Annotated in this window: 20 protein-coding genes; 11 read left to right on the top strand and 9 right to left on the bottom strand. The window is 70.6% G+C overall.

The genetic code is table 11. The features are described 5' to 3' along the window. Positions 1–48: 48 nt before the first annotated feature. From ACTJJ4_RS00300 to ACTJJ4_RS00290, 3 genes are read left to right on the top strand one after another with little or no spacing between them, the layout of a single operon-like run. A complete protein-coding gene (locus tag ACTJJ4_RS00300; protein WP_440941546.1) occupies positions 49–777 on the top strand; it encodes a hypothetical protein in 729 nt (242 codons plus the stop codon). Positions 778–791: 14 nt separating this feature from the next. Further along, complete coding sequence (locus ACTJJ4_RS00295) at positions 792–2,348, top strand: DNA polymerase Y family protein (protein ID WP_440941545.1); 1,557 nt, start codon at positions 792–794, stop codon at positions 2,346–2,348. Next, positions 2,348–5,797: an error-prone DNA polymerase gene (locus ACTJJ4_RS00290; RefSeq protein ID WP_440941544.1), complete on the top strand. Its 3,450-nt coding sequence runs from the start codon at positions 2,348–2,350 to the stop codon at positions 5,795–5,797. Before ACTJJ4_RS00295 ends, ACTJJ4_RS00290 begins: the two co-directional genes overlap by 1 nt. 75 nt (positions 5,798–5,872) lie before the next feature. On the opposite strand, the gene ACTJJ4_RS00285 is transcribed toward ACTJJ4_RS00290, so the two are convergent. Beyond that, positions 5,873–6,568, bottom strand: coding sequence for a FadR/GntR family transcriptional regulator (locus ACTJJ4_RS00285; protein WP_440941543.1), 696 nt, complete (start codon positions 6,566–6,568; stop codon positions 5,873–5,875). A gap of 163 nt (positions 6,569–6,731) precedes the next feature. Here ACTJJ4_RS00285 and ACTJJ4_RS00280 point away from each other — a divergent pair, with 163 nt between their 5' ends. Continuing rightward, a complete protein-coding gene (locus ACTJJ4_RS00280; RefSeq protein WP_440941542.1) occupies positions 6,732–8,147 on the top strand; it encodes a 2-isopropylmalate synthase in 1,416 nt (471 codons plus the stop codon). Positions 8,148–8,225: 78 nt separating this feature from the next. On the opposite strand, the gene ACTJJ4_RS00275 is transcribed toward ACTJJ4_RS00280, so the two are convergent. Genes ACTJJ4_RS00275 through ACTJJ4_RS00265 form a run of 3 tightly spaced genes read right to left on the bottom strand, consistent with a single transcriptional unit; the run spans position 8,226 to position 9,922 of the window. After that, on the bottom strand, positions 8,226–9,095 hold the full coding sequence (locus ACTJJ4_RS00275) for a GNAT family N-acetyltransferase (protein ID WP_440941541.1): 870 nt from the start codon (positions 9,093–9,095) through the stop codon (positions 8,226–8,228). Then, positions 9,092–9,253 carry a hypothetical protein gene (locus ACTJJ4_RS00270; RefSeq protein WP_285630038.1) on the bottom strand — a complete coding sequence of 54 codons (162 nt, stop codon included), beginning with the start codon at positions 9,251–9,253 and terminating at the stop codon, positions 9,092–9,094. The genes ACTJJ4_RS00275 and ACTJJ4_RS00270 overlap by 4 nt, the downstream gene beginning before the upstream one ends. A gap of 45 nt (positions 9,254–9,298) precedes the next feature. Next, positions 9,299–9,922, bottom strand: coding sequence for a MarR family winged helix-turn-helix transcriptional regulator (locus ACTJJ4_RS00265; protein ID WP_440941540.1), 624 nt, complete (start codon positions 9,920–9,922; stop codon positions 9,299–9,301). A 95-nt stretch (positions 9,923–10,017) separates the two neighbouring features. On the opposite strand from ACTJJ4_RS00265, the gene ACTJJ4_RS00260 reads away from it, so the two are divergent. From ACTJJ4_RS00260 to ACTJJ4_RS00250, 3 genes are read left to right on the top strand one after another with little or no spacing between them, the layout of a single operon-like run. Continuing rightward, positions 10,018–12,225, top strand: a complete 2,208-nt coding sequence (locus tag ACTJJ4_RS00260; protein ID WP_440941539.1) for an MMPL family transporter — start codon at positions 10,018–10,020, stop codon at positions 12,223–12,225. Beyond that, entirely contained in the window at positions 12,222–12,671 is a 450-nt protein-coding gene (locus ACTJJ4_RS00255; protein WP_440941538.1) for a pyrimidine dimer DNA glycosylase/endonuclease V, read from the top strand. Before ACTJJ4_RS00260 ends, ACTJJ4_RS00255 begins: the two co-directional genes overlap by 4 nt. Further along, positions 12,668–13,093: a pyridoxamine 5'-phosphate oxidase family protein gene (locus ACTJJ4_RS00250; protein WP_440941537.1), complete on the top strand. Its 426-nt coding sequence runs from the start codon at positions 12,668–12,670 to the stop codon at positions 13,091–13,093. The genes ACTJJ4_RS00255 and ACTJJ4_RS00250 overlap by 4 nt, the downstream gene beginning before the upstream one ends. A gap of 20 nt (positions 13,094–13,113) precedes the next feature. On the opposite strand, the gene ACTJJ4_RS00245 is transcribed toward ACTJJ4_RS00250, so the two are convergent. Then, entirely contained in the window at positions 13,114–13,410 is a 297-nt protein-coding gene (locus tag ACTJJ4_RS00245; RefSeq protein WP_292703802.1) for a MerR family transcriptional regulator, read from the bottom strand. Between the two features lie 129 nt (positions 13,411–13,539). Between ACTJJ4_RS00245 and ACTJJ4_RS00240 the strand changes: the two genes are divergently transcribed. The 3 genes from ACTJJ4_RS00240 to ACTJJ4_RS00230 all read left to right on the top strand — a co-directional run bounded on the left by ACTJJ4_RS00240 (position 13,540) and on the right by ACTJJ4_RS00230 (position 15,384). After that, positions 13,540–13,962 (top strand): Hsp20/alpha crystallin family protein, encoded by a 423-nt coding sequence (locus ACTJJ4_RS00240; protein ID WP_292703805.1) that lies wholly within the window; start codon positions 13,540–13,542, stop codon positions 13,960–13,962. Between the two features lie 59 nt (positions 13,963–14,021). Then, complete coding sequence (locus tag ACTJJ4_RS00235) at positions 14,022–14,231, top strand: DUF2795 domain-containing protein (protein ID WP_311255799.1); 210 nt, start codon at positions 14,022–14,024, stop codon at positions 14,229–14,231. A gap of 154 nt (positions 14,232–14,385) precedes the next feature. After that, positions 14,386–15,384, top strand: coding sequence for a hypothetical protein (locus ACTJJ4_RS00230; protein ID WP_440941536.1), 999 nt, complete (start codon positions 14,386–14,388; stop codon positions 15,382–15,384). Here the strand turns inward: ACTJJ4_RS00230 and ACTJJ4_RS00225 are convergent. Further along, a complete protein-coding gene (locus ACTJJ4_RS00225) occupies positions 15,276–15,989 on the bottom strand; it encodes a CDP-alcohol phosphatidyltransferase family protein (protein WP_440941535.1) in 714 nt (237 codons plus the stop codon). The genes ACTJJ4_RS00230 and ACTJJ4_RS00225 overlap by 109 nt on opposite strands. A 136-nt stretch (positions 15,990–16,125) precedes the next feature. Here ACTJJ4_RS00225 and ACTJJ4_RS00220 point away from each other — a divergent pair, with 136 nt between their 5' ends. Further along, positions 16,126–16,815: an NADPH-dependent F420 reductase gene (locus ACTJJ4_RS00220; RefSeq protein ID WP_440941534.1), complete on the top strand. Its 690-nt coding sequence runs from the start codon at positions 16,126–16,128 to the stop codon at positions 16,813–16,815. A gap of 9 nt (positions 16,816–16,824) precedes the next feature. Here ACTJJ4_RS00220 and ACTJJ4_RS00215 read toward each other — a convergent pair whose 3' ends face one another. The 3 genes from ACTJJ4_RS00215 to ACTJJ4_RS00205 form a co-directional block, all read right to left on the bottom strand. Beyond that, positions 16,825–18,015 (bottom strand): amidohydrolase family protein, encoded by a 1,191-nt coding sequence (locus ACTJJ4_RS00215; RefSeq protein ID WP_440941533.1) that lies wholly within the window; start codon positions 18,013–18,015, stop codon positions 16,825–16,827. A gap of 5 nt (positions 18,016–18,020) precedes the next feature. Beyond that, positions 18,021–19,406, bottom strand: a complete 1,386-nt coding sequence (locus ACTJJ4_RS00210) for an MFS transporter (RefSeq protein WP_440941532.1) — start codon at positions 19,404–19,406, stop codon at positions 18,021–18,023. Positions 19,407–19,581: 175 nt separating this feature from the next. Continuing rightward, positions 19,582–20,298 carry a GntR family transcriptional regulator gene (locus ACTJJ4_RS00205; protein WP_440941531.1) on the bottom strand — a complete coding sequence of 239 codons (717 nt, stop codon included), beginning with the start codon at positions 20,296–20,298 and terminating at the stop codon, positions 19,582–19,584. Positions 20,299–20,415: the final 117 nt, after the last annotated feature.

Below are 20,415 nucleotides of genomic sequence, written 5' to 3'. Positions count from 1 at the left end.
CTTCGATATGGACTTGAATTGTTCGAATCTTTCTTCGAGGATGGATGCATGGGGATCAGTACGATGACGGCGCTCTCCCCCGCCGATGAACGTGCGGGGGACGTGCTGCGGCTGCGCCGCGAGATCGCGCGGATGCAGCGCCGACGCAGCGATGACGCGGTGCTCCCGCTGCACCCCGTGCTGCAGGAGCTGCTCCCCGAGCGGGGGCTGCAGACCGGCACGGTCTACTCGGTGTCGCCCTCGCCGAGCCTGATCTTCGCACTGATGAGCACGGTCTCCCAGCGCGGCAGCTGGTGCGCCGCGGTGGGCATGCCCACGCTGGGTCTCGAGGCCGCCGCATCCTTCGGTGTCGAGCTGTCCCGGCTGATCCTGGTCCCCGAGCCCGGGGAGAGATGGCTGGCGGTCGTCTCGGCCCTGGCCGAGGTGGTGCCGCTGATCGCGGTCAATCCCGGATCGCGGGTCGGGGATGCGGATGCCGCCCGACTGGCCGCCCGGCTGCGCGACCGCGGATGCACGGTGCTGGCCGCCTCGCCCTGGCCGCAGAGCGAGGGCATGATCAGCCTGCACGACCCGCACTGGGAGGGACTCGGCGAGGGGTGGGGTCTGCTGTCGGACCGCACCGTGACCCTCACCGCGCAGACCCGCACGACGCCGCGGCCGCAGAGCCTGCGCGTGCAGCTGCCCGGAGCGCTCGGCAGCGTCGAGGCCGTGCACGTCCCGGATGCCGCGCCCCGGCACGACGGCGCGCCCGACCGTCGACTCTGGGCGGTGGCGTGATGGACGGTGGCGAGGTGGACGCTCCTGCCGTCGCACGGATGCACGTGCTGTGGTTCCCGGACTGGCCGCTGCGCGCCGCCCTGGGCGCCGCTCCCCCGCATCCGCCCACCGCGCTCGTGCACGGCGGGGTCGTCACGGCGTGCACGGCATCGGCACGGGCGCACGGGGTGCGCGTCGGCCAGCGCAGACGGCTCGCGCAGAGCCGGATGCCGGAGCTGCGGATGCTGCCGCACGACACCGCTCAGGACGAGCGCGCCTTCCTGCCGGTGCTGCGTCTGATCGAGTCGCACGCCCCCGGTGCGCACCTGCTGCGGCCGGGCCTCGCCGCCCTGCGCTCCCGCGGGATCTCGCGGTACCACGGCGGCGAGGGCGAGGCCGCGGCCGCGCTGCTCGGGATCCTCGCCGAGGCGGGGTACGCCGAGACCCGCATCGGGGTCGCGGACGGGATGTTCACCGCCGAGCTGGCGGCCCGCGGCGCGGGCGAGGCGGGGTGGGCGCTGATCCCCTCCGGGCAGGCGCGGGAGTTCCTCGCCCCGCTTCCGCTGCAGGTGCTGAACGAGCCGCAGCTGGCGGATCTGCTGAGGCGGCTGGGCATCAGCACGCTGGGCGGGTTCGCCGCCCTCGAACCCCTGGCGGTGCGGGAGCGCTTCGGCGAGCACGGCGCCCGGCTGCACGCCCTGGCCCGGGGTGCGGATTCCCGGCCTCCGACCCCGCGGCGGCCCGATCCTCAGCTGGCGAGGGAGATCGAGTTCGAGACGCCGCTGGGACAGTCCGACCAGATCGCCTTCGCCGTGCGTCAGACCGCGGACGCCGTGATGCTCGCCCTCGCCGATGCCTCCGTGGTGTGCACCGAGGTCCGCATCGACCTCGGCGACGATGACGGGGCGGTGTTCTCGCGCACCTGGCTGCACCCCACCTGCTTCGACGCCTCGGACCTCGTGGACCGGGTGCGCTGGCAGCTCGAATCCCTCGCCGCCGCCTCCCCTGATGCCGGAGCGGATGCCGACGCCGCGCACGCCTTCCGCGGGATCGTCGGCGTGCGGATCGCCCCGGTCGCGGTGGACGACGCCGCACATCATCAGCCGGGGCTGTTCGGATCCGGCACTGATGAGCGCCTGCACCACGCCGTCTCGCGGGTGCAGACGCTGCTCGGGCACACCGGGGTCGCCACCGCGAGCGTCTCCGGCGGGCGCCTGCTGGCGGATCGCCAGGTGCTGACTCCATGGGGCGAGCGCGCCGTCGTGGAGCGCGATCCTGCGCAGCCCTGGCCGGGGAGCCTGCCGGATCCCCTGCCCGCCGAGGTGTTCACGCCCCTGCGCCCGGTGCGGGTCACGGGCGCCGAGGGCGCGCCGATCAGCATCGGCGAGCGCGGCGAACTGTCCTGCCCGCCTGCGCTCATCGACGACAGCGAGGTGATCGGCTGGGCGGGCCCCTGGCCGGTGCACGAGCACCGCTGGGATGCCGGACGGAGCCGTTCCGGGCATCGCTTCCAGTTGCTGGACCGGCAGCACCGGGCCTGGCTGGTGCTGCACTCCGAGGGCGACTGGTGGGCCGAGGGGAGGTACCGCTGATGGGCTGGCACAACCCGGATCTCTCCTGGACGGAGCTGGAGCGCACACTCAGCGCCGAGCATCCGGTGCACGCCGAGCCTGTGCGTCCACGTTCCGATCCCGGTCCTGTCAGCCGGCGCCGTTCGCGCACGCCTCTCACCCCGGTCCCCCGCCCCGCCGACGCCGTCCCCTATGCGGAACTGCACGCGCATTCCTGGTACTCCTTCCTCGACGGCACGTCCTCCCCTGAAGATCTCGTCGCAGAAGCAGAGAGGCTGGGCCTCACCGCTCTCGCCCTCACCGACCACGACGGCTTCTACGGCGCCTCCCGTTTCGCCGAAGTGGCCGAGGCGATGAAGGCGAAGGTGCAGACCGTGTACGGCGCCGAGCTGTCACTGGGGCTCTCCGCTCCGCAGCGCGGCACCCCCGACCCGGAGGGCGACCATCTGCTCGTCATCGTCCACGGCGAGGAGGGTTACCACCGACTCTCCGGGGCGATCTCGGCCGCTCAGCTGCGCGGCGGCGAGAAGGGACGGCCGGTCTACGACCTCGAGGAGCTCGCCGCGCGAGCGGACGGGCACTGGACGGTGCTCACCGGATGCCGCAAAGGGGCGGTGCGACGCGGCCTGGAGCGCGGCGACGCCCGAGCACCGCTGCAGCACCTGATCGATCTGTTCGGCCCCGATCATGTCGCCGTGGAGCTGTTCGACCATGGCGACCCCCTCGACACCCGCCGCAACGACGCGCTCGCCGAGATCGCGAGGCGGCTGCGGCTGCCCGTGGTGGCCACAGGCAACACCCACTATGCGGAGCCTGCGGGCTCCCGGCTCGCCGAGGCTGTGGCGGCGGTGCGCGCGGTGCGCAGCATGGACGACCTGGACGGTTGGCTGCCCTCGCACGGCGGCGCGCATCTGCGCAGCGGCGCGGAGATGACGGCCCGATTCCGGCGCTATCCGGGAGCGATATCGCACGGGCTGCGCATCGCGGAGGAGTGCGCCTTCCCGCTGCACCGGGCGAAGCCGGCCCTCCCCCGGCAGGAGGTCCCGGACGGCGAGACCCCGATGAGTCACCTGCGGGCGCTCGTCCAGGCCGCCGTGCCGCAGAAGTACCCGACCCTGGATGAGAAGGGCAGGCAGCGCATCGAGCGCGAGCTGGATGTCATCGAGGAGAAGGACTTCCCCGGCTACTTCCTCATCGTGCACGGGATCGTGAAGGAGGCCAAGGATCGCGGCATCCTCTGCCAGGGCCGCGGATCGGCGGCGGCGAGCGCGGTCTGCTATCTGCTGGGGATCACGGCGGTCGACCCCATCCTGTACCGGCTGCCCTTCGAACGCTTCCTCGCCACGACCCGCAGCGAGGAACCGGACATCGACGTGGATTTCGACTCCGGCCGGCGGGAGGAGATCATCCAGTGGGTGTATGAGAAGTACGGCCGGGAGCGCGCTGCGCAGGTCGCGAACGTCATCCAGTACCGTCCCAAGAACGCCGTGCGCGACATGGCCCGGGCGCTCGGGTACTCGCCCGGCCAGCAGGACGCCTGGTCCAAGCAGGTCGACGGCTGGGGCGCGGGTCTGGAGCCGGTGGAGGGGCACGACATCCCCGACGATGTGCTCGCCTACGCGGACGCACTCATCCGTGCACCCCGGCATCTCGGCATCCATTCGGGCGGGATGGTGCTCACCGATCGTCCGGTCGGCGAGGTGGTACCGGTCGAGCACGCCCGGATGCCGAATCGCACGGTGATCCAGTGGGACAAGGACGACTCCGCCTCGATGGGGCTGGTGAAGTTCGACCTGCTGGGGCTCGGCATGCTGTCGGCCCTCCGGCACTGCTTCGATCTCGTCCGCGAGTCCACCGGCGAGGAGTGGTCGCTGGAGACCCTCCCCAAGGAGGAGCCGGCGGTCTACGACATGCTGTGCCGGGCGGACTCGATCGGGGTGTTCCAGGTCGAGTCCCGGGCGCAGATGGGACTGCTGCCCCGCCTGCAGCCCAGGGAGTTCTACGAGCTGGCCATCCAGATCGCACTGATCCGCCCCGGCCCCATCCAGGGCGGGGCCGTGCATCCGTTCGTGCGCCGCAAGGCCGAGAAGGATCGGGTGGATGCCGAGAACCGGGAGCGCCTGAAGCGGGGCGAAGAGCCTGTGCCGTTCGAGATCCCCTATCCGCATCCGGATCTGGAGGACATCCTGAAGCGCACCCTCGGCGTGCCGATCTTCCAGGAGCAGCTCATCCAGATGGCCACCGCGATCGGCGACTGCACCGCAGACGAGGCCGACCTGCTGCGCCGGGCGATGGGCTCCAAGCGCGGCCTGGAGAAGATCGAGAGGGTCCGGGAGAAGCTCTACGCCGGCATGCGGCGCAGAGGCCTGGACGAGGACGTCTCGGATCGCATCTACGCGCAGATCCAGGCGTTCTCGAACTTCGGCTTCGCCGAGTCGCACTCGCTGTCGTTCGCGCTGCTGGTGTACGCCAGCTCCTGGCTGAAGCTGCACTACCCGGCGGCGTTCCTGGCGGGGTTGCTGCGCTCGCAGCCGATGGGGTTCTACTCGGCGTCGTCACTCACTGCCGATGCCCGTCATCACGGCGTACAGGTGCTGCGACCCGACCTGCACGCTTCAGGGGTGCTGGACGGGCTCGAGCGGATCGAGGACGGCGACGCGCCGACCGGCCTGGACTCCTGCCTGATCACTCCCGATCCGCCGACGCCGCAGCGCTTCGACCGCACCGCCCCCGACGAATCCGCGGCACACCGCCGGGACGGCCGGTTCGCAGTGCGCCTGGGGCTGTCCGGCGTGCGCGGGATCGGCGAGAAGCTGGCGGAGCGGATCGTGGCCGCGCGGGATGAGCGCGGGCCGTTCCGCGATCTGCACGATCTGGTGCGGCGCACGGATGCCACGGCTGCACAGCTCGAGGCGCTCGCCACCGCCGGCGCCTTCGAGTGTCTCGGCCTGAGCAGGCGCGAGGCGATCTGGCTGGCGGGGGCCGCCGCCGAGGATCGCGCACGCTTCCTGCCGGGCACGGCGATCGCCGTGCAGCCGCCGCTGTTCGCCGACCAGTCGGGGTACGAGCGCCTGGCGGCGGATCTGTGGGCCACCGGGGTCTCCACCGACGACCACCCGATGGCTCACCTGCGGGATGCCCTCATCGAGCGCGGCGTGCTCACCTCTCAGCAGCTGCGCACGCACGAGTCCGGTCGCCGCATCGAGGTGGCGGGCGTGGTCACGCACCGGCAGCGGCCGGCGACGGCCAGCGGCATCACCTTCCTGAACCTGGAGGACGAGCACGGGCTGGTCAACGTGATCTGCTCGGCCGGCGTCTGGGGGCGCTACCGGCGGGTCGCCCGCGACTCCCCCGCGCTCATCGTCCGCGGCATCCTGGAGCGCTCCCCGGAGGGCGTCGCGAACGTGCTCGCCGACGCCTTCGAGGATCTGCGCACCGGCCTCGCACACCGCTCCCGCGACTTCCGGTGAACGGCGCGCCCGGACAGACGTCGCGTGACGCTCAGCCGCGCTTCACGGCTCTTGCCGTGTCCGCATCACGATGGGTCATGCGATCGCCTCGGCGAGTCCGGCGAGGTGCGCCCGGCTGAGCGCTGACGCCTCCGACGACCTCCTGCCCACCACCGCTTCGACCAGATCCACGTGAGCCTCGTGGTCGTCGTCATCGCCGAACGACCGGCGCATCCTGAGCATGTCGATCATCGCCTGACGCAGTCGCGGTGTGAGGCTGTCGTACAGGTCGAGCAGGACCGGGTTGTGCGCGGCGACGACGATGCACCTGTGCAGCGCCAGGTCGGCGTCGACGTGCCCCTCGATCGACGCGGCGCGGCGCGAGGCGCGGGCTGCGGCCCGAGATGCATCACGCCCCGCGAGCGCCTGCCGCAGGGCGCGGAGGTCCGCCTGCGTGCGTCGCCGGGCGGCGAGATCCGCGGCCTCGCTCTCGATCGCGGTCCGCGTCTCGATGACGGCGAGGATGTCGGCCCGGCGCAGCACGTCGTCCCAGTCGCTCCGCACGTCGAGGGCGGTCAGGAAGACGCCTGCGCCCTGCCGGGTCTGCAGCACGCTCTTCGCGGCGAGCTGGCGGATCGCCTCGCGCACCGTGGATCGGCCGACTCCGAGCTGGGGCGCGAGCGTGGTCTCGCCGGGCAGTCTCTCTCCGAGCGCCCATTCCCCGCTCCGGATCCGGTCGAGCAGCAGCTGCGCCGCCCGGTCAGCCAGTGTCTCGCGCATCACCTGTGCCATCTCAACCCATCTGCTTGTCTGAGGAGTTGTGTTACAGTCTAGCCATGCATCACCAGGGTCTCCTCCTTCGTCGCCACGACGGGGCCTAGTTCGATCGGCTCCCCGTCGTGGAGCCTCGACGTCCCCAGGCCGGTCGCACTCACCAGACCGGAAGAAGAGAACCATGTCCGCATCCATCACTCCTCCCTTCCCCGCCGCCGACTCCGAGCGAGTCGCGCCGGCGTGGAACCGGCAACGGCATTCGCCGATGCCCTCGCACCGGTACTCCGATGCCTTCTCCCGCGTGTCGGTGCCCCTCGGAGACGAGCGGCAATGGCCCGCCCGACGCCCGACCACGGCGCCCCTGTGGGTTCCCGTCGACCTGCGCGACGGCAATCAGGCCCTCGCCGAGCCGATGAGCCCGCAGCGCAAGCGCCGCTTCTTCGAGCTCATGGTCGCGATGGGCTACAAGGAGATCGAGGTGGGCTACCCGTCCGCCTCGCAGACCGACTACGACTTCGTGCGGCTGCTCGCCGAGACCGCTCTGGCACCGGATGATGTCACGATCGTGGTGTTCACGCCCGCCCGACGGGACCTCATCCAGCGCACAGCCGCCGCGATTCGCGGCATCCGGAACGATGTCGTCATCCACCTCTACACGGCCACCGCTCCGATCTGGCGCGATGTGGTGCTGGGCCGCAGCCGGAGCGAGCTGCGGGAGCTGATCCTGGGCGGTGGCCGGGACGTGCTCGAGGCCGCGGGCGATCTGCCGAACGTCCGCTTCGAGTTCTCCCCCGAGGTGTTCAACCAGACCGAGCCCGACTACGTGCTGGAGATCTGCGACGCGATGACCGCACTGTGGGATGCGTCGCCTGATCGCCCCGTGATCATCAACCTGCCGGCCACGGTGGAGATCGCCACGCCGAACGTCTACGCGGATCAGATCGAGTACATGCACCGCAGTCTCGCACGGCGGGATTCCGTGATCCTCTCAGTGCATCCGCACAACGATCGCGGCACCGGCGTCGCGTGCGCGGAGCTGGCGATGCTCGCAGGGGCCCAGCGCGTGGAGGGCTGCCTCTTCGGCAACGGCGAGCGCACGGGGAACGTCGACCTCGTGACGCTCGCCCTGAACCTGCACACCCAGGGCATCGACCCGATGATCGACTTCTCGGACATCGACGAGATCCGCACGACGGTCGAGGAGTGCAATCGCATCGAGGTGCACCCGCGGCATCCGTATGCCGGATCGCTGGTGCACACGGCGTTCAGCGGCACGCACCAGGACGCGATCCGCAAGGGACTGGCCGAGCACCGGAGCCGTGCGGCCGCGGAGGGGCGCAGCGAGAGCGAGATCGCCTGGCGCGTTCCCTACTTGCCGATCGACCCGGCCGACATCGGTCGAGGCTACGAGGCCGTCATCCGCGTCAACTCGCAATCGGGGAAGGGCGGCATCGCGCACCTCCTGGAGGCGGCGCACGGCATCCAGCTCACACGCGAGGAGCAGGTCGAGCTTGCGGTGCGGGTGCAGCAGCACACCGATGCGACGGGTGGGGAGATCACGGCCGACGAGGTGCTGCGGATACTGCAGGACGGGTGACGGCACCGGCATCGTCGAGCGCGGTGCGGCCCCGTGCATCCACGATCGCGGGGTCCGCGCCGACGCCGGATGATGCCGTCAGCGCCGCGGGATCGGGACCGACCAGAGCGACTCGGTGACGCGGTATCCCTCGCGCTCGTACAGCCGTCGCGCGCCCGGGTTGCTGCCGAAGACGTTCAGGGCCAGCACGCCGAGCCCCGCGCGCGCCGTCTCCGCCGCCGCTGCGCGCAGCGTCTGCGTGCCGAGTCCCTGTCCCCGACGATCCTCATCCATGGCGATGTCGTAGATGAACCCAAGGTTCTCGCGCAGATGCAGCCACAGGATCCCCGCACTCCGGTCATCGCCGTCGCGGACGGTCCAGAATCGGTTCCCCGACGTCTGCAGCCCGTCGGGCAGCAGCTCGAGCATCTGCTCGGCCGTGGTCCGGCGCGCGGCCTCGATCGTCGGGTCGGCGCCGGAGTCGAAGCGCTCCTGGGCGTACTCCTCATCCGACGCATCGCGGAAGGCTGCGTAGTCCGCGTCGTCCATCGGATGCAGTCGGATGCCGCTCGGCGCCGGCACCTCAGCCACTTCGACGCGCATCTTCGTCGCGACGCGGCGAGCGTCCGCGGATTCGGCGAGCGCGGCCATGAAGGCGTCGCCGCTGAAGGAGCTGAAATGCCAGATGCCCGTCCAGCCCGCCACGACCGCCAGGTCTTCGAGAAGCGTCCAGACCGCCTCGGGGTCCTGCTCGGCGGTGTGCACATCGGCGAGCACCACCTCGCCTTCGCCAGGGATGGCCCACACGGTCGCGGCGCCGTCGTCGGTCGACCAGATCTCGCCGGAGGGCGACTCGGGGGCCGGGGTCTCCTGCCGCTCGGCCGCGGCCTTCGCCCCGTACGCGCGGGCGACGGCCGCCGCGATCAGCTCGTCTCGCCGCCGGGGCTCGGTGATCTCGTCCCAGCTCACCAGAAGCGGTCCTTCGGCTCGGTGGGCTTCTTGTCCGCGCCGCCCCAGCGATTCGCCTCGGCCTTCGCGGCGCCCGCAGCAGCGTCGGCCTCGCGCAGCGCCTCCTCGGCGTCGACGGCGGCCGGCCGCTCGGGCTCCTCCGCTCGATTCTTCTCCATGACCACACTCTAGGCACCGCGAGCGCTCGGTGGGCGGGGCGGCGGTCAGTCCTCCGGCTGCTGCTGAGTCCACGCCTCGTCGCCGGGTGCGATCTCGCGCGCCATGTCCCTCAGGAAGCGGATCACCACATCGCGCTCGGCTGCGGTGAGTCTGGCCGCCGCGTAGAAGCGCTTCGCCTGCTGCCTGCCCACCGTCTCCATGGCGGCCTGATGCGTCTGCGGGGTGATCGAGATCGCCAGCGCCCGCCGGTCGGTGGGGTGCGGTGCACGCACGATGTGCCCGCCGCGCTCCAGCCTGTCGAGGAGCTTGGTGGTCGAGGCCGACGATATGCGCAGATGGTGGGCGATGCCGCCGGGGGTCGCGAGGATCCCGCGGTGGGCGCACACGATCAGGTAGTGCAGGGCTCGCATGTCGGTGTCGTTGAGCCGCATATAGCGGCGCGAGGCCTCGGAGAGCCGCTCCTCCGCGTCGCGGAGCTCCCCCAGCGACGACATCAGCTCGGTGATCTGCCGCACGTCGACGGCCGGCATGCCCTCGCGATCGACCAGCATCTGGTCCGGATCGCTGTAGTCGACGTCGTAGACGTCGGCATCGGCAAGGCCGTCGGGCGTCTGCGTCGTCCGGTCGCCTTCGGCCGGAGTGCCCGTTGCGGCGGATTCCTCTCGCATGCCCTGCATTCTAGCTTTTCCTCTATTCACGCCGAGTTGTTTTCTAGCTTGGCTAGCAATATCCTCTTCTTGATTCCAGCGAAGAAGGGCCCGGCATGTCGCACAGCACCGAGAAGACGCACCGCACCTGGCCACGAGTCCTGTTCTCGTCCGCGCTCATCCTGCTGTGGCTGGTGGGAGCCGGCCTCGGCGGACCGCTGTTCGGGAAGATCGACGAGGTCTCGTCCAACGACGCCACCGCCTACCTGCCGGATTCGGCGGCGGCCACCGAGGTGCAGAAGTCGCTGGGCAACTTCCTCGGTTCCGACTCGATCCCGGCCGTGGTCGTCTTCTCATCCGATGCCAAGATCGACGACGCCCTCAAGGACGAGCTCGCCGCCGGGCTCGAGGATGCGACCGCCGCCGAAGGCGTGAAGGGCGGCTCCTCCCCTGTGCTGGTCTCGGACGACGGTCTGGCCGCGCAGGCGTTCGTGCCGATCGACGCGGATGCCGAGGTCGGCGAGGTCACCGCCGCGCTGTCGGCCGATCTGCGCAAGAGCGTGCCCGACGGCGTCACCGTGCACATCACGGGACCGGCCGGGTTCACCGCGGACCTCCTCGCCGGGTTCTCCGGCATCGACGGCATCCTGCTGCTGGTGGCTCTGCTGGCCGTGCTCGTGATCCTCGTGATCGTGTACCGCTCGCTCCTGCTGCCCCTGATCGTGTTGTGCACCAGCATGTTCGCCCTGTGCGTCGCGCTCCTGGTCGTGTGGTGGGCCGCGAAGCTCGGTATCCTGCTGCTGAGCGGCCAGACCCAGGGCATCCTGTTCATCCTGGTTATCGGCGCCGCGACGGACTACTCGCTGCTGCTGGTCGCCCGGTTCCGCGAGGAGCTGCTCACCACCGAGAACCGCTGGACGGCCGTGCGCGCAGCGTGGAAGGGCGCCTTCGAGCCGATCCTCGCCTCCGGCGGCACGGTGATCGCAGGTCTGCTGTGCCTCCTGCTGAGCGATCTGAAGTCGAACAGCACCCTGGGCCCGGTCGCGGCGATCGGCATCGTGTTCGCCATGCTCGCCGCGCTCACGCTGCTGCCCGCGCTGCTGGGTCTCGCCGGGCGGGCGGCGTTCTGGCCGCGCCGGCCCGCCTTCGAACCGGGCCTCACGATGCAGGCCGACGCGTTGCAGGGCCGGGGCCTGTGGCCGCGGCTGGCGCGGGGCATCCGCCGTCACCCCCGCGCGATCTGGATCCCGACCGCACTCGTGCTCGCGGTGGCCGCCGCGGGCGCGGTGCAGCTCGATGCCGGCGGAGTGCCGCAGTCCGACCTCGTGCTCGGCACGTCCGAGGCGCGGGACGGGCAGGCCGTGCTCGGCGAGCACTTCCCCGGAGGCTCCGGGAGCCCGGTCTACGTGCTCGCGGAGGAGTCGCGACTGCAGGACGTCGCCGACGTGCTGCTCGCGGACGACGGCGTCGACGGCGTCTCCGTGACGGCGTCGGACTCGCCGTCCGGCAGCGCCCCGATCACCGAGGACGGCATCACCGCCTTCGGTCCTCCCGGCACCCCCGCACCTGAGCCCACGGTCGTCGACGGCCGGGTGCTGCTGCAGGGCACGCTGACGGATGCCGCGGATTCCGCGTCCGCGGAGCGCACCGTCGAGCGGCTGCGGGCAGACCTGAACGGCACGGATGCCCTGGTGGGCGGGGTCACCGCCACCGCCGTCGACACGAACGCGGCGTCGATCCACGATCGCAACCTGATCATCCCGGTGATCCTCGGCGTGATCCTGCTCATCCTCATGCTGCTGCTGCGGGCGGTCGTCGCCCCCGTGCTGCTCATCCTCACCACGGTGCTGTCGTTCGGGTCGGCGATGGGCGTCGCGGCGCTGGTGTTCAACGGCGTGTTCCGCTTTCCCGGAGCCGACCCGGCGGTGCCGCTGTTCGGCTTCGTGTTCCTGGTCGCACTGGGCATCGACTACAACATCTTCCTGATGACGCGGGTGCGCGAGGAGTCCCGCCGCCACGGCACACGCGAGGGCATCCTGCGCGGCCTCTCGGTGACCGGCGGAGTGATCACCTCGGCGGGTCTGGTGCTGGCGGCGACTTTCGCGGCGCTGTCCGTGATCCCGATCCTGTTCCTGGTGCAGATCGCGTTCATCGTGGCGTTCGGCGTGCTGCTGGACACCTTCGTGGTGCGCTCCCTGCTGGTGCCGGCGCTCTCCTACGATCTCGGCCGCGTCATCTGGTGGCCCTCCCGGCTGGCCCGGCGCGATGCCGAGCAGCCCGAGGCATCGCAGGATGCCGAAGCCCGGAATGAGGTCTCGGCATGAGGCTCTGGTCGGTGCACCCCTCGCAGCTCGACCGGGCCGCACTGGTGGCCTGCTGGCGCGAGGCGCTGCTGGCACAGGCGGTGCTCGCCGGGCGCACCCGGGGATATCAGCGGCATCCGCAGTTGGAGCGGTTCCGCGCCGCACCCGATCCGCTCTCTGCGGTGGGCGCGTACCTCAGCGGGGTGGCCGACGAGGCGGATGCCCGCGGCTATCGCTTCGATCGGTCCCGGATCATCTCCCCGTCGACCCCTGGCGCGATCCTCGATGTGGCCGAAGGGCAGCTCGCGTTGGAGTGGGAGCATCTCGGAGCGAAGCTGCGGGTGCGAAGTCCGGCGGATGCCGAGCGGTGGGCTCACGAGCAGCCTCGGCCCCACCCGCTTTTCCGCGTCGTCCCCGGCGGCGTCGCCTCCTGGGAGCGCGCGCTGCCCCTATCGTCGGACTCATGAGCTTCGATGCCGCTGACCGCTCCGCCGTCGCGCAGTTCGTCCGCACCTGCGGAGCGGGCGTGGTCGCGTCGGTCGGGTCGGATGCCGAGCCGCAGGCCGCCTTCGTGGGGCTGACCGCGACGGACGACGGGCTCCTGGTGCTCGACGCCCTCGAGAGCTCCCGGAAGGTCGCGAACGTCCGCGCCCGCCCGCGGGTGGCGGTCGTGGTCACCGACGCCGACGTGACCGTGCAGCTCGAGGGCCGAGCGCGCGTGAGCGTCGACGACGAGCGGCGACGTCTGGGCGAGGCCTACAGTGCGCGCTTCCCCGGATCGCGCGCTCTGGCCGACGGCTTCGCGGTCATCGCGGTCGAGGTGCACTGGGTGCGCGTGTACGACGCCGGCGCTCACCCGCCGCGCGTCACCGAGGCCGCCTGGGCCTGAACGCCTGACGCCCCGGCGGATCACTCGTCGGATTCGGCCCTTTCGGCGGCCAGCTCCGCGCGCAACCCGGCGTTCTCGTCCTCGAGCTCCAGCACGCGTCCGATCCCGGCGAGGTTCATGCCCTCGTCGCGCAGTCGCCCGACCCTGCGCAGACGGTCGATGTCGTTGCCGCTGTAGCGCCGGGTGCCGCCGTCACTGCGATGCGGATCGAGCAGGCCGTGTCGCTCGAAGAGGCGCAGCGTGGCCTCGGGCATGTCCACGAGCTGGGCGGCCACGGCGATCCCGTAGAGCGGTGTGGCCCTGTCAGGTTCTGTCATGTCTGAGACTTCTCCGATTGGGTTGCGATTTTCGGTGTCTTGATCTATAACAAATCTACACCTTCGGATGCAGATCCCCTGCATCCTCCACCTGAGCCCGTCTCACGGGCAGATCGAAAGGAGTACACCATGGGAATGACATTCGATCCGATCAGCCAGCTCGATCGTTTTGCTGCGAGCGTGCTGGATTCCGTTCGATCGCCTCGACTGATGCCGGTGGACCTCTTCCGCGACGGGGACGCCTACGTCCTGCATGCGGATCTCCCCGGCGTCGACCCCGGATCGATCGACGTCGACGTCGACGGGTCCCAGCTGTCCATCCGCGCGCAGCGCACCGCCGACACCGGCGAGGGCTCCCGCTGGCTCACGCGTGAGCGCAGCTCGGGAATGTTCCTGCGCCAGTTCACCCTGGGAGACGGCGTCGACGTCGACCGCATCAGCGCCTCCTACGAGAACGGCGTCCTCACCGTCGTCATCCCGGTGAGCGAGCGGGCTAAGCCGCGCAAGATCGCCGTGGAGTCGTCGGAGCACCGCGAGGAGATCGCGGCCTGACGGCGAGGGCCGGGCGCGCTCGGGCGCCCGGCCCTCCCGCCTCCGTGGAAAGGAATGACATGATGACCGCATCCGTCTCCCGTCTCGACCGTTTCCTCGCCGGGATGGAGTACCCGGCCACGACCGACGACCTCGTCCGCGAGGCGACACGGGATGGCCTCTCCGATGAGGACCTCGCCGTGCTCGACGCCCTGCCCGCCGCACGCTTCGACTCCAGCTTCGACGTGCGACGGACGATGGCGGCACGGCACGAGCTGATCGCCGCATAGCCGCGGCACCGTCGGGAGGTCCGCCACGCTGCGGGCCTCCCGGCGGCGTTCAGCGGATGACCTCGGCGGCGCGCTAGCGCCCGCGCCTCGGACCGGCCACGCCCGCAGCCGCTGCCACGGCGGACGGTCAGCGCGCTCCCGCTAGGCTTCGGGTATGGGGAGCAGAAGGCCCGCGCGCAGCCCCTGGTTGCGTCGCATGCAGCAGAAGCTGCTCGTCTCCCCCGAGGCACTCGCCGCCGACCCGCGCATCGCGTCGCGGGCGCTGCGGCCCGACGCGATCTGCGCGGTCGCCGGCGTGCCTCGTCTCGCCGAGCTCGGCCCGCGGAACACCCGCTTCGTCGAGACCGCGCGGCTACGCGATCCCCTCCAGCGCGTCATCGTGCTGCGCGAGGCGCTCGAGCACGGCATCCGGATGCTGTTCGTCGAAATCGCATCACCCGCGGACGGCGCGCTGCTCGCCGACGATCTGCCGGGGCTCGTCCATTCCGTCGACGACGCCCCGCAGGACGACGACGCGCTGCACGCGGTGAACGTCGTGCAGCTGCTGCGGTTCTGCCTGGCATCCGCTCCCGCCGAGACGGCCGAGGCGCTCACCGGGATGCCGACCAGGCACGTCCCGCGCGCGGCGATGCGCCTGCTTCCACCGGATGCACCCGTCCGGCGCATGCATCCGCTCCGCCGTCTGATGGGTGACCCGAGCGTGCCGGTGTACCTGGCCGTCGGCATCTACTCCGCGCTGCGCGCCCTGCCTGTGGCGTTCATCCCGCAGTTCCACGGCAGTCTGCTCGTGCTCTGGATGATCGACATCCTCACCGCGGTGCCGTACACCTGGGGCGTGCTGGCGATGCTGTTCGCCCCGCGCCGGTGGATCCGGATGCTGGCGACGCTCACCACCATCACGACCTTCGCCGCGCCGTACGTCTACTTCTGGATGCACGGACGTGACTACCCGCCGTTCGTGGTGGCCGTCATCGCCGCGCTCACGATCGCGAGCATCTCGATCGAGGTGGTCAAGTACCTGCAGGAGCGGGCTCTGCGCCGGCGCTACCGCAGCGCGCGGGTCGCCGCGACCGTGCGGATGATGCCGGTCAGGATCACCCAGGCGCCCGAGAGCACCCAGACGACGGCGATCCAGGGCTCGCCGGTCGGGTAGGCGATCACGAGGGCAGCGGATGCCAGGATCCACACCGCGGTCGCGATGAGGTTCAGCGTTCGGAACCGCGCGACCCGCAGCGGATGCACGAACGCGATCGGCGCCCAGGTCAGCAGCGCCAGCACGACCACGATGATCGCGTTGACCGCGGTTCCGGCATCCAGCAGCCAGATCGCGAGCGCGACCACGTTCCAGGCCGCGGGGAAGCCGAGGAAGTAGTAGTCCCCGGTCTTCATCTTCGTGTTGGCGTAGCAGAACATCGACGACACGGTGATGAGCAGCAGCAGGATGACGGCGAGCGCGCCCTCGCCGAGCAGACCCGTGCGGAACAGGAACAGCGCGGGGATCAGCGTCCAGGTCAGATAGTCGATGATCGAGTCGAGGATCACCCCGTCGAAGTGCGGCGCGTAGGTGCGCACCTCGGCCTTGCGGGCCAGCGTGCCGTCCACGCCGTCGACGACCAGGGCGATGCCCAGGTACAGCCACATGAGCTTGGGGTCGTCGTCGAACAGGGCCAGCAGGGCGAGGGTCGCCCAGATGACCCCGGTGAGGGTGAAGGCGTGCACCGCCCAGGCGGAGAGCACGCGGTTGCGTCGAGAGGACATGACCTGATTTCGCGAATGTCGGATGCGGTCGATCGGCGTCGATCGACCGGCGCATCGGGAGCGCCGGTTCCACGGTAGTCGGGCGCAGGGCGGGCTCCATGACCTCGACCGGCATGCCCGGACATACGATGGCGGGATGGATCGCATCCGCACGCTCGGCATCATCGGCGCGGGGCGGCTGGGTTCGGTGCTGGCGGCGCTCGCGGTCTCCGCAGGGTATCGCGTGCTGGTCGCGCGCTCCGGTGATCCGGCGCCGATCGCGCGTGCGATGGCCGCTCTCGGCGCGCAGGCCGTGACGGTCGAGCGGATCGCGACCGAAGCGGATGCCGTGGTGCTGGCGCTCCCGCTCGGCGCATACCGCACGCTGCCCGCCGACCTGCTGCGCGGGATGCTCGTGATCGACGCCATGAACTACTGGTGGGGCGCGGACGGCATCCGCCCCGATCTGACCGATCCGCGCACCTCGACCAGCGAGCTGGTGCAGGCGCATCTGGCGGGCGCTCGCGTGGTGAAGGCGCTCGGGCACATGGGCTATCAGGACCTCGAGGACGATGCGCGACCGGCGGGCGATCCCGACCGGCGCGCGATCGCCATCTGCGGCGACGCGGCGGACGATGTCGCACTCGTCTCGCAGCTCGTGGATGCCGTCGGATTCGATCCCGTGATCGCCGGTCCCCTGGCATCCGGGATCATGCTGGAACCGGGAGCCGAGGCGTTCGGCGCCGACGTCGACGCAGCGGAGCTGCGCGCCATGCTGGACCGGTTCCCGACGTCGCAGCGCGGGATCGTCGTGGCACGGGCGCGCGGCGGGCAGCTGTGGGGTTGAGCTCTCACCTCAGTCGACGATCTCCCCCGCGGTGATCACCATGCGCGGCCTGGTGGCATCCGCGATCGCGTCCAGGTCGACGCGCGGATCGGCGTCGACGAGCAGCAGGTCCGCGTCGTATCCCGGCGCGACCCGGCCGATCCGATCCGCGCGTCGCACGATATCGGCCCCGGAGATCGTGAGCGATCGCAGGATCGCCTCCGGCGTCTGCACGCGCGCCCGGATCCTGATCTCCTCGAGCTGCAGGCGCTGACCGCTGCCGTGCAGATCCGTGCCGAACCCGATCGACACACCGGCGCTCTCCGCGGTCTTCAGGGTCTCCAGGCCGACCTCGAAGAGATCCTGCACCGACTGGCGGGCGTCGTCCCCGATCGTGCCGCGCGACTCGCCCTGCAGCATGCCCCACAGCGCCACGAGGGTGGGCACGAGATGCACGTCCTCGAGTTCGGTGAGCAGCCGGATCGACTCGTCGTCGAGGTAGGTGCCGTGCTCGATGGTTCGCACGCCGAGCCGCAGCGCCCGGTTCACGGCCTCAGCGGTGTAGGCGTGCGCCCCGATGTAGCGCTTGGCCAGCCGGGCCTCGTCGACAGCGGCTCGCAGCTCGTCCTCCGAGAAGCCGAGCGCCTCGATCCGCATCTTGGCGATGACGCCGCCCGAGACGGTGAGCTTGATGTGGTCGGCGCCGTCGCGGAACTGCGCGCGGAGCGCCTTCCGCAGCTCGACCTCCCCGTCGACGGTGTGCGTGAGCCCGTGCCCGCCCGTCGGCGAGAAGATCGGACCGCCCGCGAGCAACCGCGGCCCGGTGAACAGGCGCTCCTCCACCGCGCGCGCCAGCCCGGTCTCGGCGCCGCCCATGTCGCGCACGGTCGTGAATCCGCGCCGCAGCATGTGCTCCATCTCGCGGGCGCTGCGCGCCACGTGGTAGCTGGAGTCCCAGTCGTGGATCTCGGCATGCGTGCCCGCCTGGGTCACGTGCACGTGTGCGTCGATCAGACCGGGCAGGAGCACCATGCCCGTCACGTCCACGGCATCCGCGCCTGCAGGCGCCGTGGCCGCTCCCTCCCGCACCTCGTCGATGGTCCCGTCCCGCAGCAGGACGACGGCGGGTCCGCTGAGCGCGTTCGCGTCGGTGTCGAGCACCCGGGCGCCGACCAGCGCGATCGGAGCGGCGGGACATGTGCTGTCGGAGCGGATGGGCATCCTGGTCAGTTCTCCTTCTGGGCCACGATGGGCACGGATTCGGTGAGGGATTCGAGTGAGCGTCCCTTCGTCGAGACGCCGAAGACGACGACGAGCACCGCGGTGACGGCGAGCACGCTCATGATCATGATGAAGACGCCCGCGAATCCGAGGGCCTGCTGGGACACGCCGATGATGATCGGTGCGGCGATGCCCCCGATGCGGCCGACAGCCGAGGCCATGCCCATGCCGGTCGCCCGCAGGCGCGTCGGATACACCTCGGGGGTGTAGGCGTACAGGGCGGCGTAGGTCCCGTTCATGCCGGCCGAGAGCAGGGCGCCGGAGGCGATGACCTGCCAGGGGTCGACCGACTGCGACAGCAGCCAGGCTCCGGCCGTGCCGATCGCGAGGAACAGGGCGATGTTGGTCTTGCGTCCGATCTTCTCGTTGAGCCAGGCGGCGCCGTAGTAGCCGGGGATCTGGGCGATGGTCATGAGCAGCACGTAGCTGAAGCTCGTCGTCACCGTCAGACCGCGATCGACCAGCAGCGAGGGGATCCAGCTGAAGAACCCGAAGAACGAGAATGTGAGCGACATCCAGATCAGCCACAGCAGCAGGGTGCGCCCGAGCAGATCGCGCCCCAGCAGTTCGTGATGCTGGATCAGCTTCGCGGGACGATTCGTCCCATCTCCCTGCGCCTTCCAGGAGAGCGGCGAGGTCACGGGGACGAGCACGCCGCGCTCGATGCCGCCGACGATCTGCTCCGCCTTGTCGTACGAGCCGCGCGAGAGCAGCCAGCGCGGCGATTCGGGCATCGCGCGACGCCACCAGAGCACCAGCAGCACCGGAATCGCGGTGATGATCTGCCCGTAGCGCCAGCCGTCGTCGAACCGCGCGACGACGAAGTACCCGATCAGCGAGGCGAGGACGTAGCCGAAGGCGAGGAATCCTGCGACGGCGCCAGCGAAGAGGCCCCTGCGCTTTGCGGGGATGAGTTCGGCGACGTAGGTGGGGATGACCGCCGATTCCGCGCCGATGCCGATGCCCGCCAGGACGCGCAGCAGGAAGAACATCTGCCAGTTCATCGAGAACGCCGCGACGAAGGTGGCGAGGGTGAAGAGCAGCAGCGCCCACATCATCACCCGGCGGCGACCGATCCGGTCGCTGATCGGGCCGGCGGTGAGCGCGCCGATGAGCATGCCGATCAGCAGCGAGCTGCCGATCAGACCCGACTGCAGTCCGTCGAGCGCCCATTTCTCGCGCAGGATCGGGAGGATGTACGAGACCAGCGAGCCGTCCATGCCGTCGAACAGCAGGCCGAGGCCGCCGATCATGGCGATCTTCCAGTGCGCCCTGTTGACGGGCAGCCTGTCCATGCGCTCGATGAGTGAGGAAGAGTTCTGTAGGACCACGCTGGCTCCTTGCCGACACGGGACGATCTGCGGCTGACGGATCGCTCTCGTGAAAGTGTATACGAATCTGACAGATTGCATACACTTTTTCGAGATGGACGAGTCTCCCCCGCGAGAAGGCCGCGCCTCGGGCGGCTTGGGCGCAGCGCCGGCCGGAGGGTGCGGGTGAGCCGCGTCAGCGGGCGCGGGCGATCTGCGCCCGGTCGCGCGCCTGCGAGGAGCGCCACAGCTCGTGGCTCGTGCGAAGGTGCGCGAGTGCGGCCGCGGCCGCCGCATCGGGGTCGCGGCGCCGGATCGCGTCGAAGATCTCGAGGTGCTCCTGGTGGTACGTCGCCGGGTGATCGAACCGGCTCACCAGCCACTGCAGGCGCCCCTCGATCGGCTCGTTGATCGTCACGAGCAGGTCGTTGTGCGCGGCGGCGGTGAGCACGTCGTGAAAGCCCTGGTTGATGCGGCCGTGCGCATCCGTCGCCCCGGGACCGGCAGACGGGGCGCCACGCTCGAGCGCCAGGCGCAGCTGCTCGATCTCCCAGTCGGTCGCCCGCTCGGCCGCACGTCGCGCCGTCAGCGCATCGAGCACCTCACGGACCTCGAACAGGTTCTCGATGTCCTGATCGGAGAGCGGTCGCACGACCATTCCGCGGTTCGGGATCGCCGAGACGAAGCCCTGGCCGCGCAGGATGTTGAGCGCCTCACGGATCGGCATCCGCGACACCCGCAGATCGTTCGCGAGCGTCTGCTCGACCAGCCGCTCGCCGGGCTGCAGCTCCCCCGAGATGATCCGCTCGCGCAGCGTGTCGGCGATCTCCCCCACCCGGGGACGGCGGTTCACGACGTTCTTGCCGGACTCGCCAGGTGCGCCGACCGGGGCTTCTGTGCCATTCGGCTCCATGCTCCCCACCATAACGGAGGCGAAGGACCATGACGGAGGCGGAGGACGTGCTCTCCACGCATCGGCAGAGGAGCGGATGCCCGCGCAGGATCAGTGAGATCGTCGCATCCCGGGGGC

This window comes from Microbacterium sp. 22195 (assembly GCF_052056515.1).
Lineage (GTDB): Bacteria > Actinomycetota > Actinomycetes > Actinomycetales > Microbacteriaceae > Microbacterium.
This window is presented reverse-complemented; position numbering and strand designations above follow the sequence as displayed.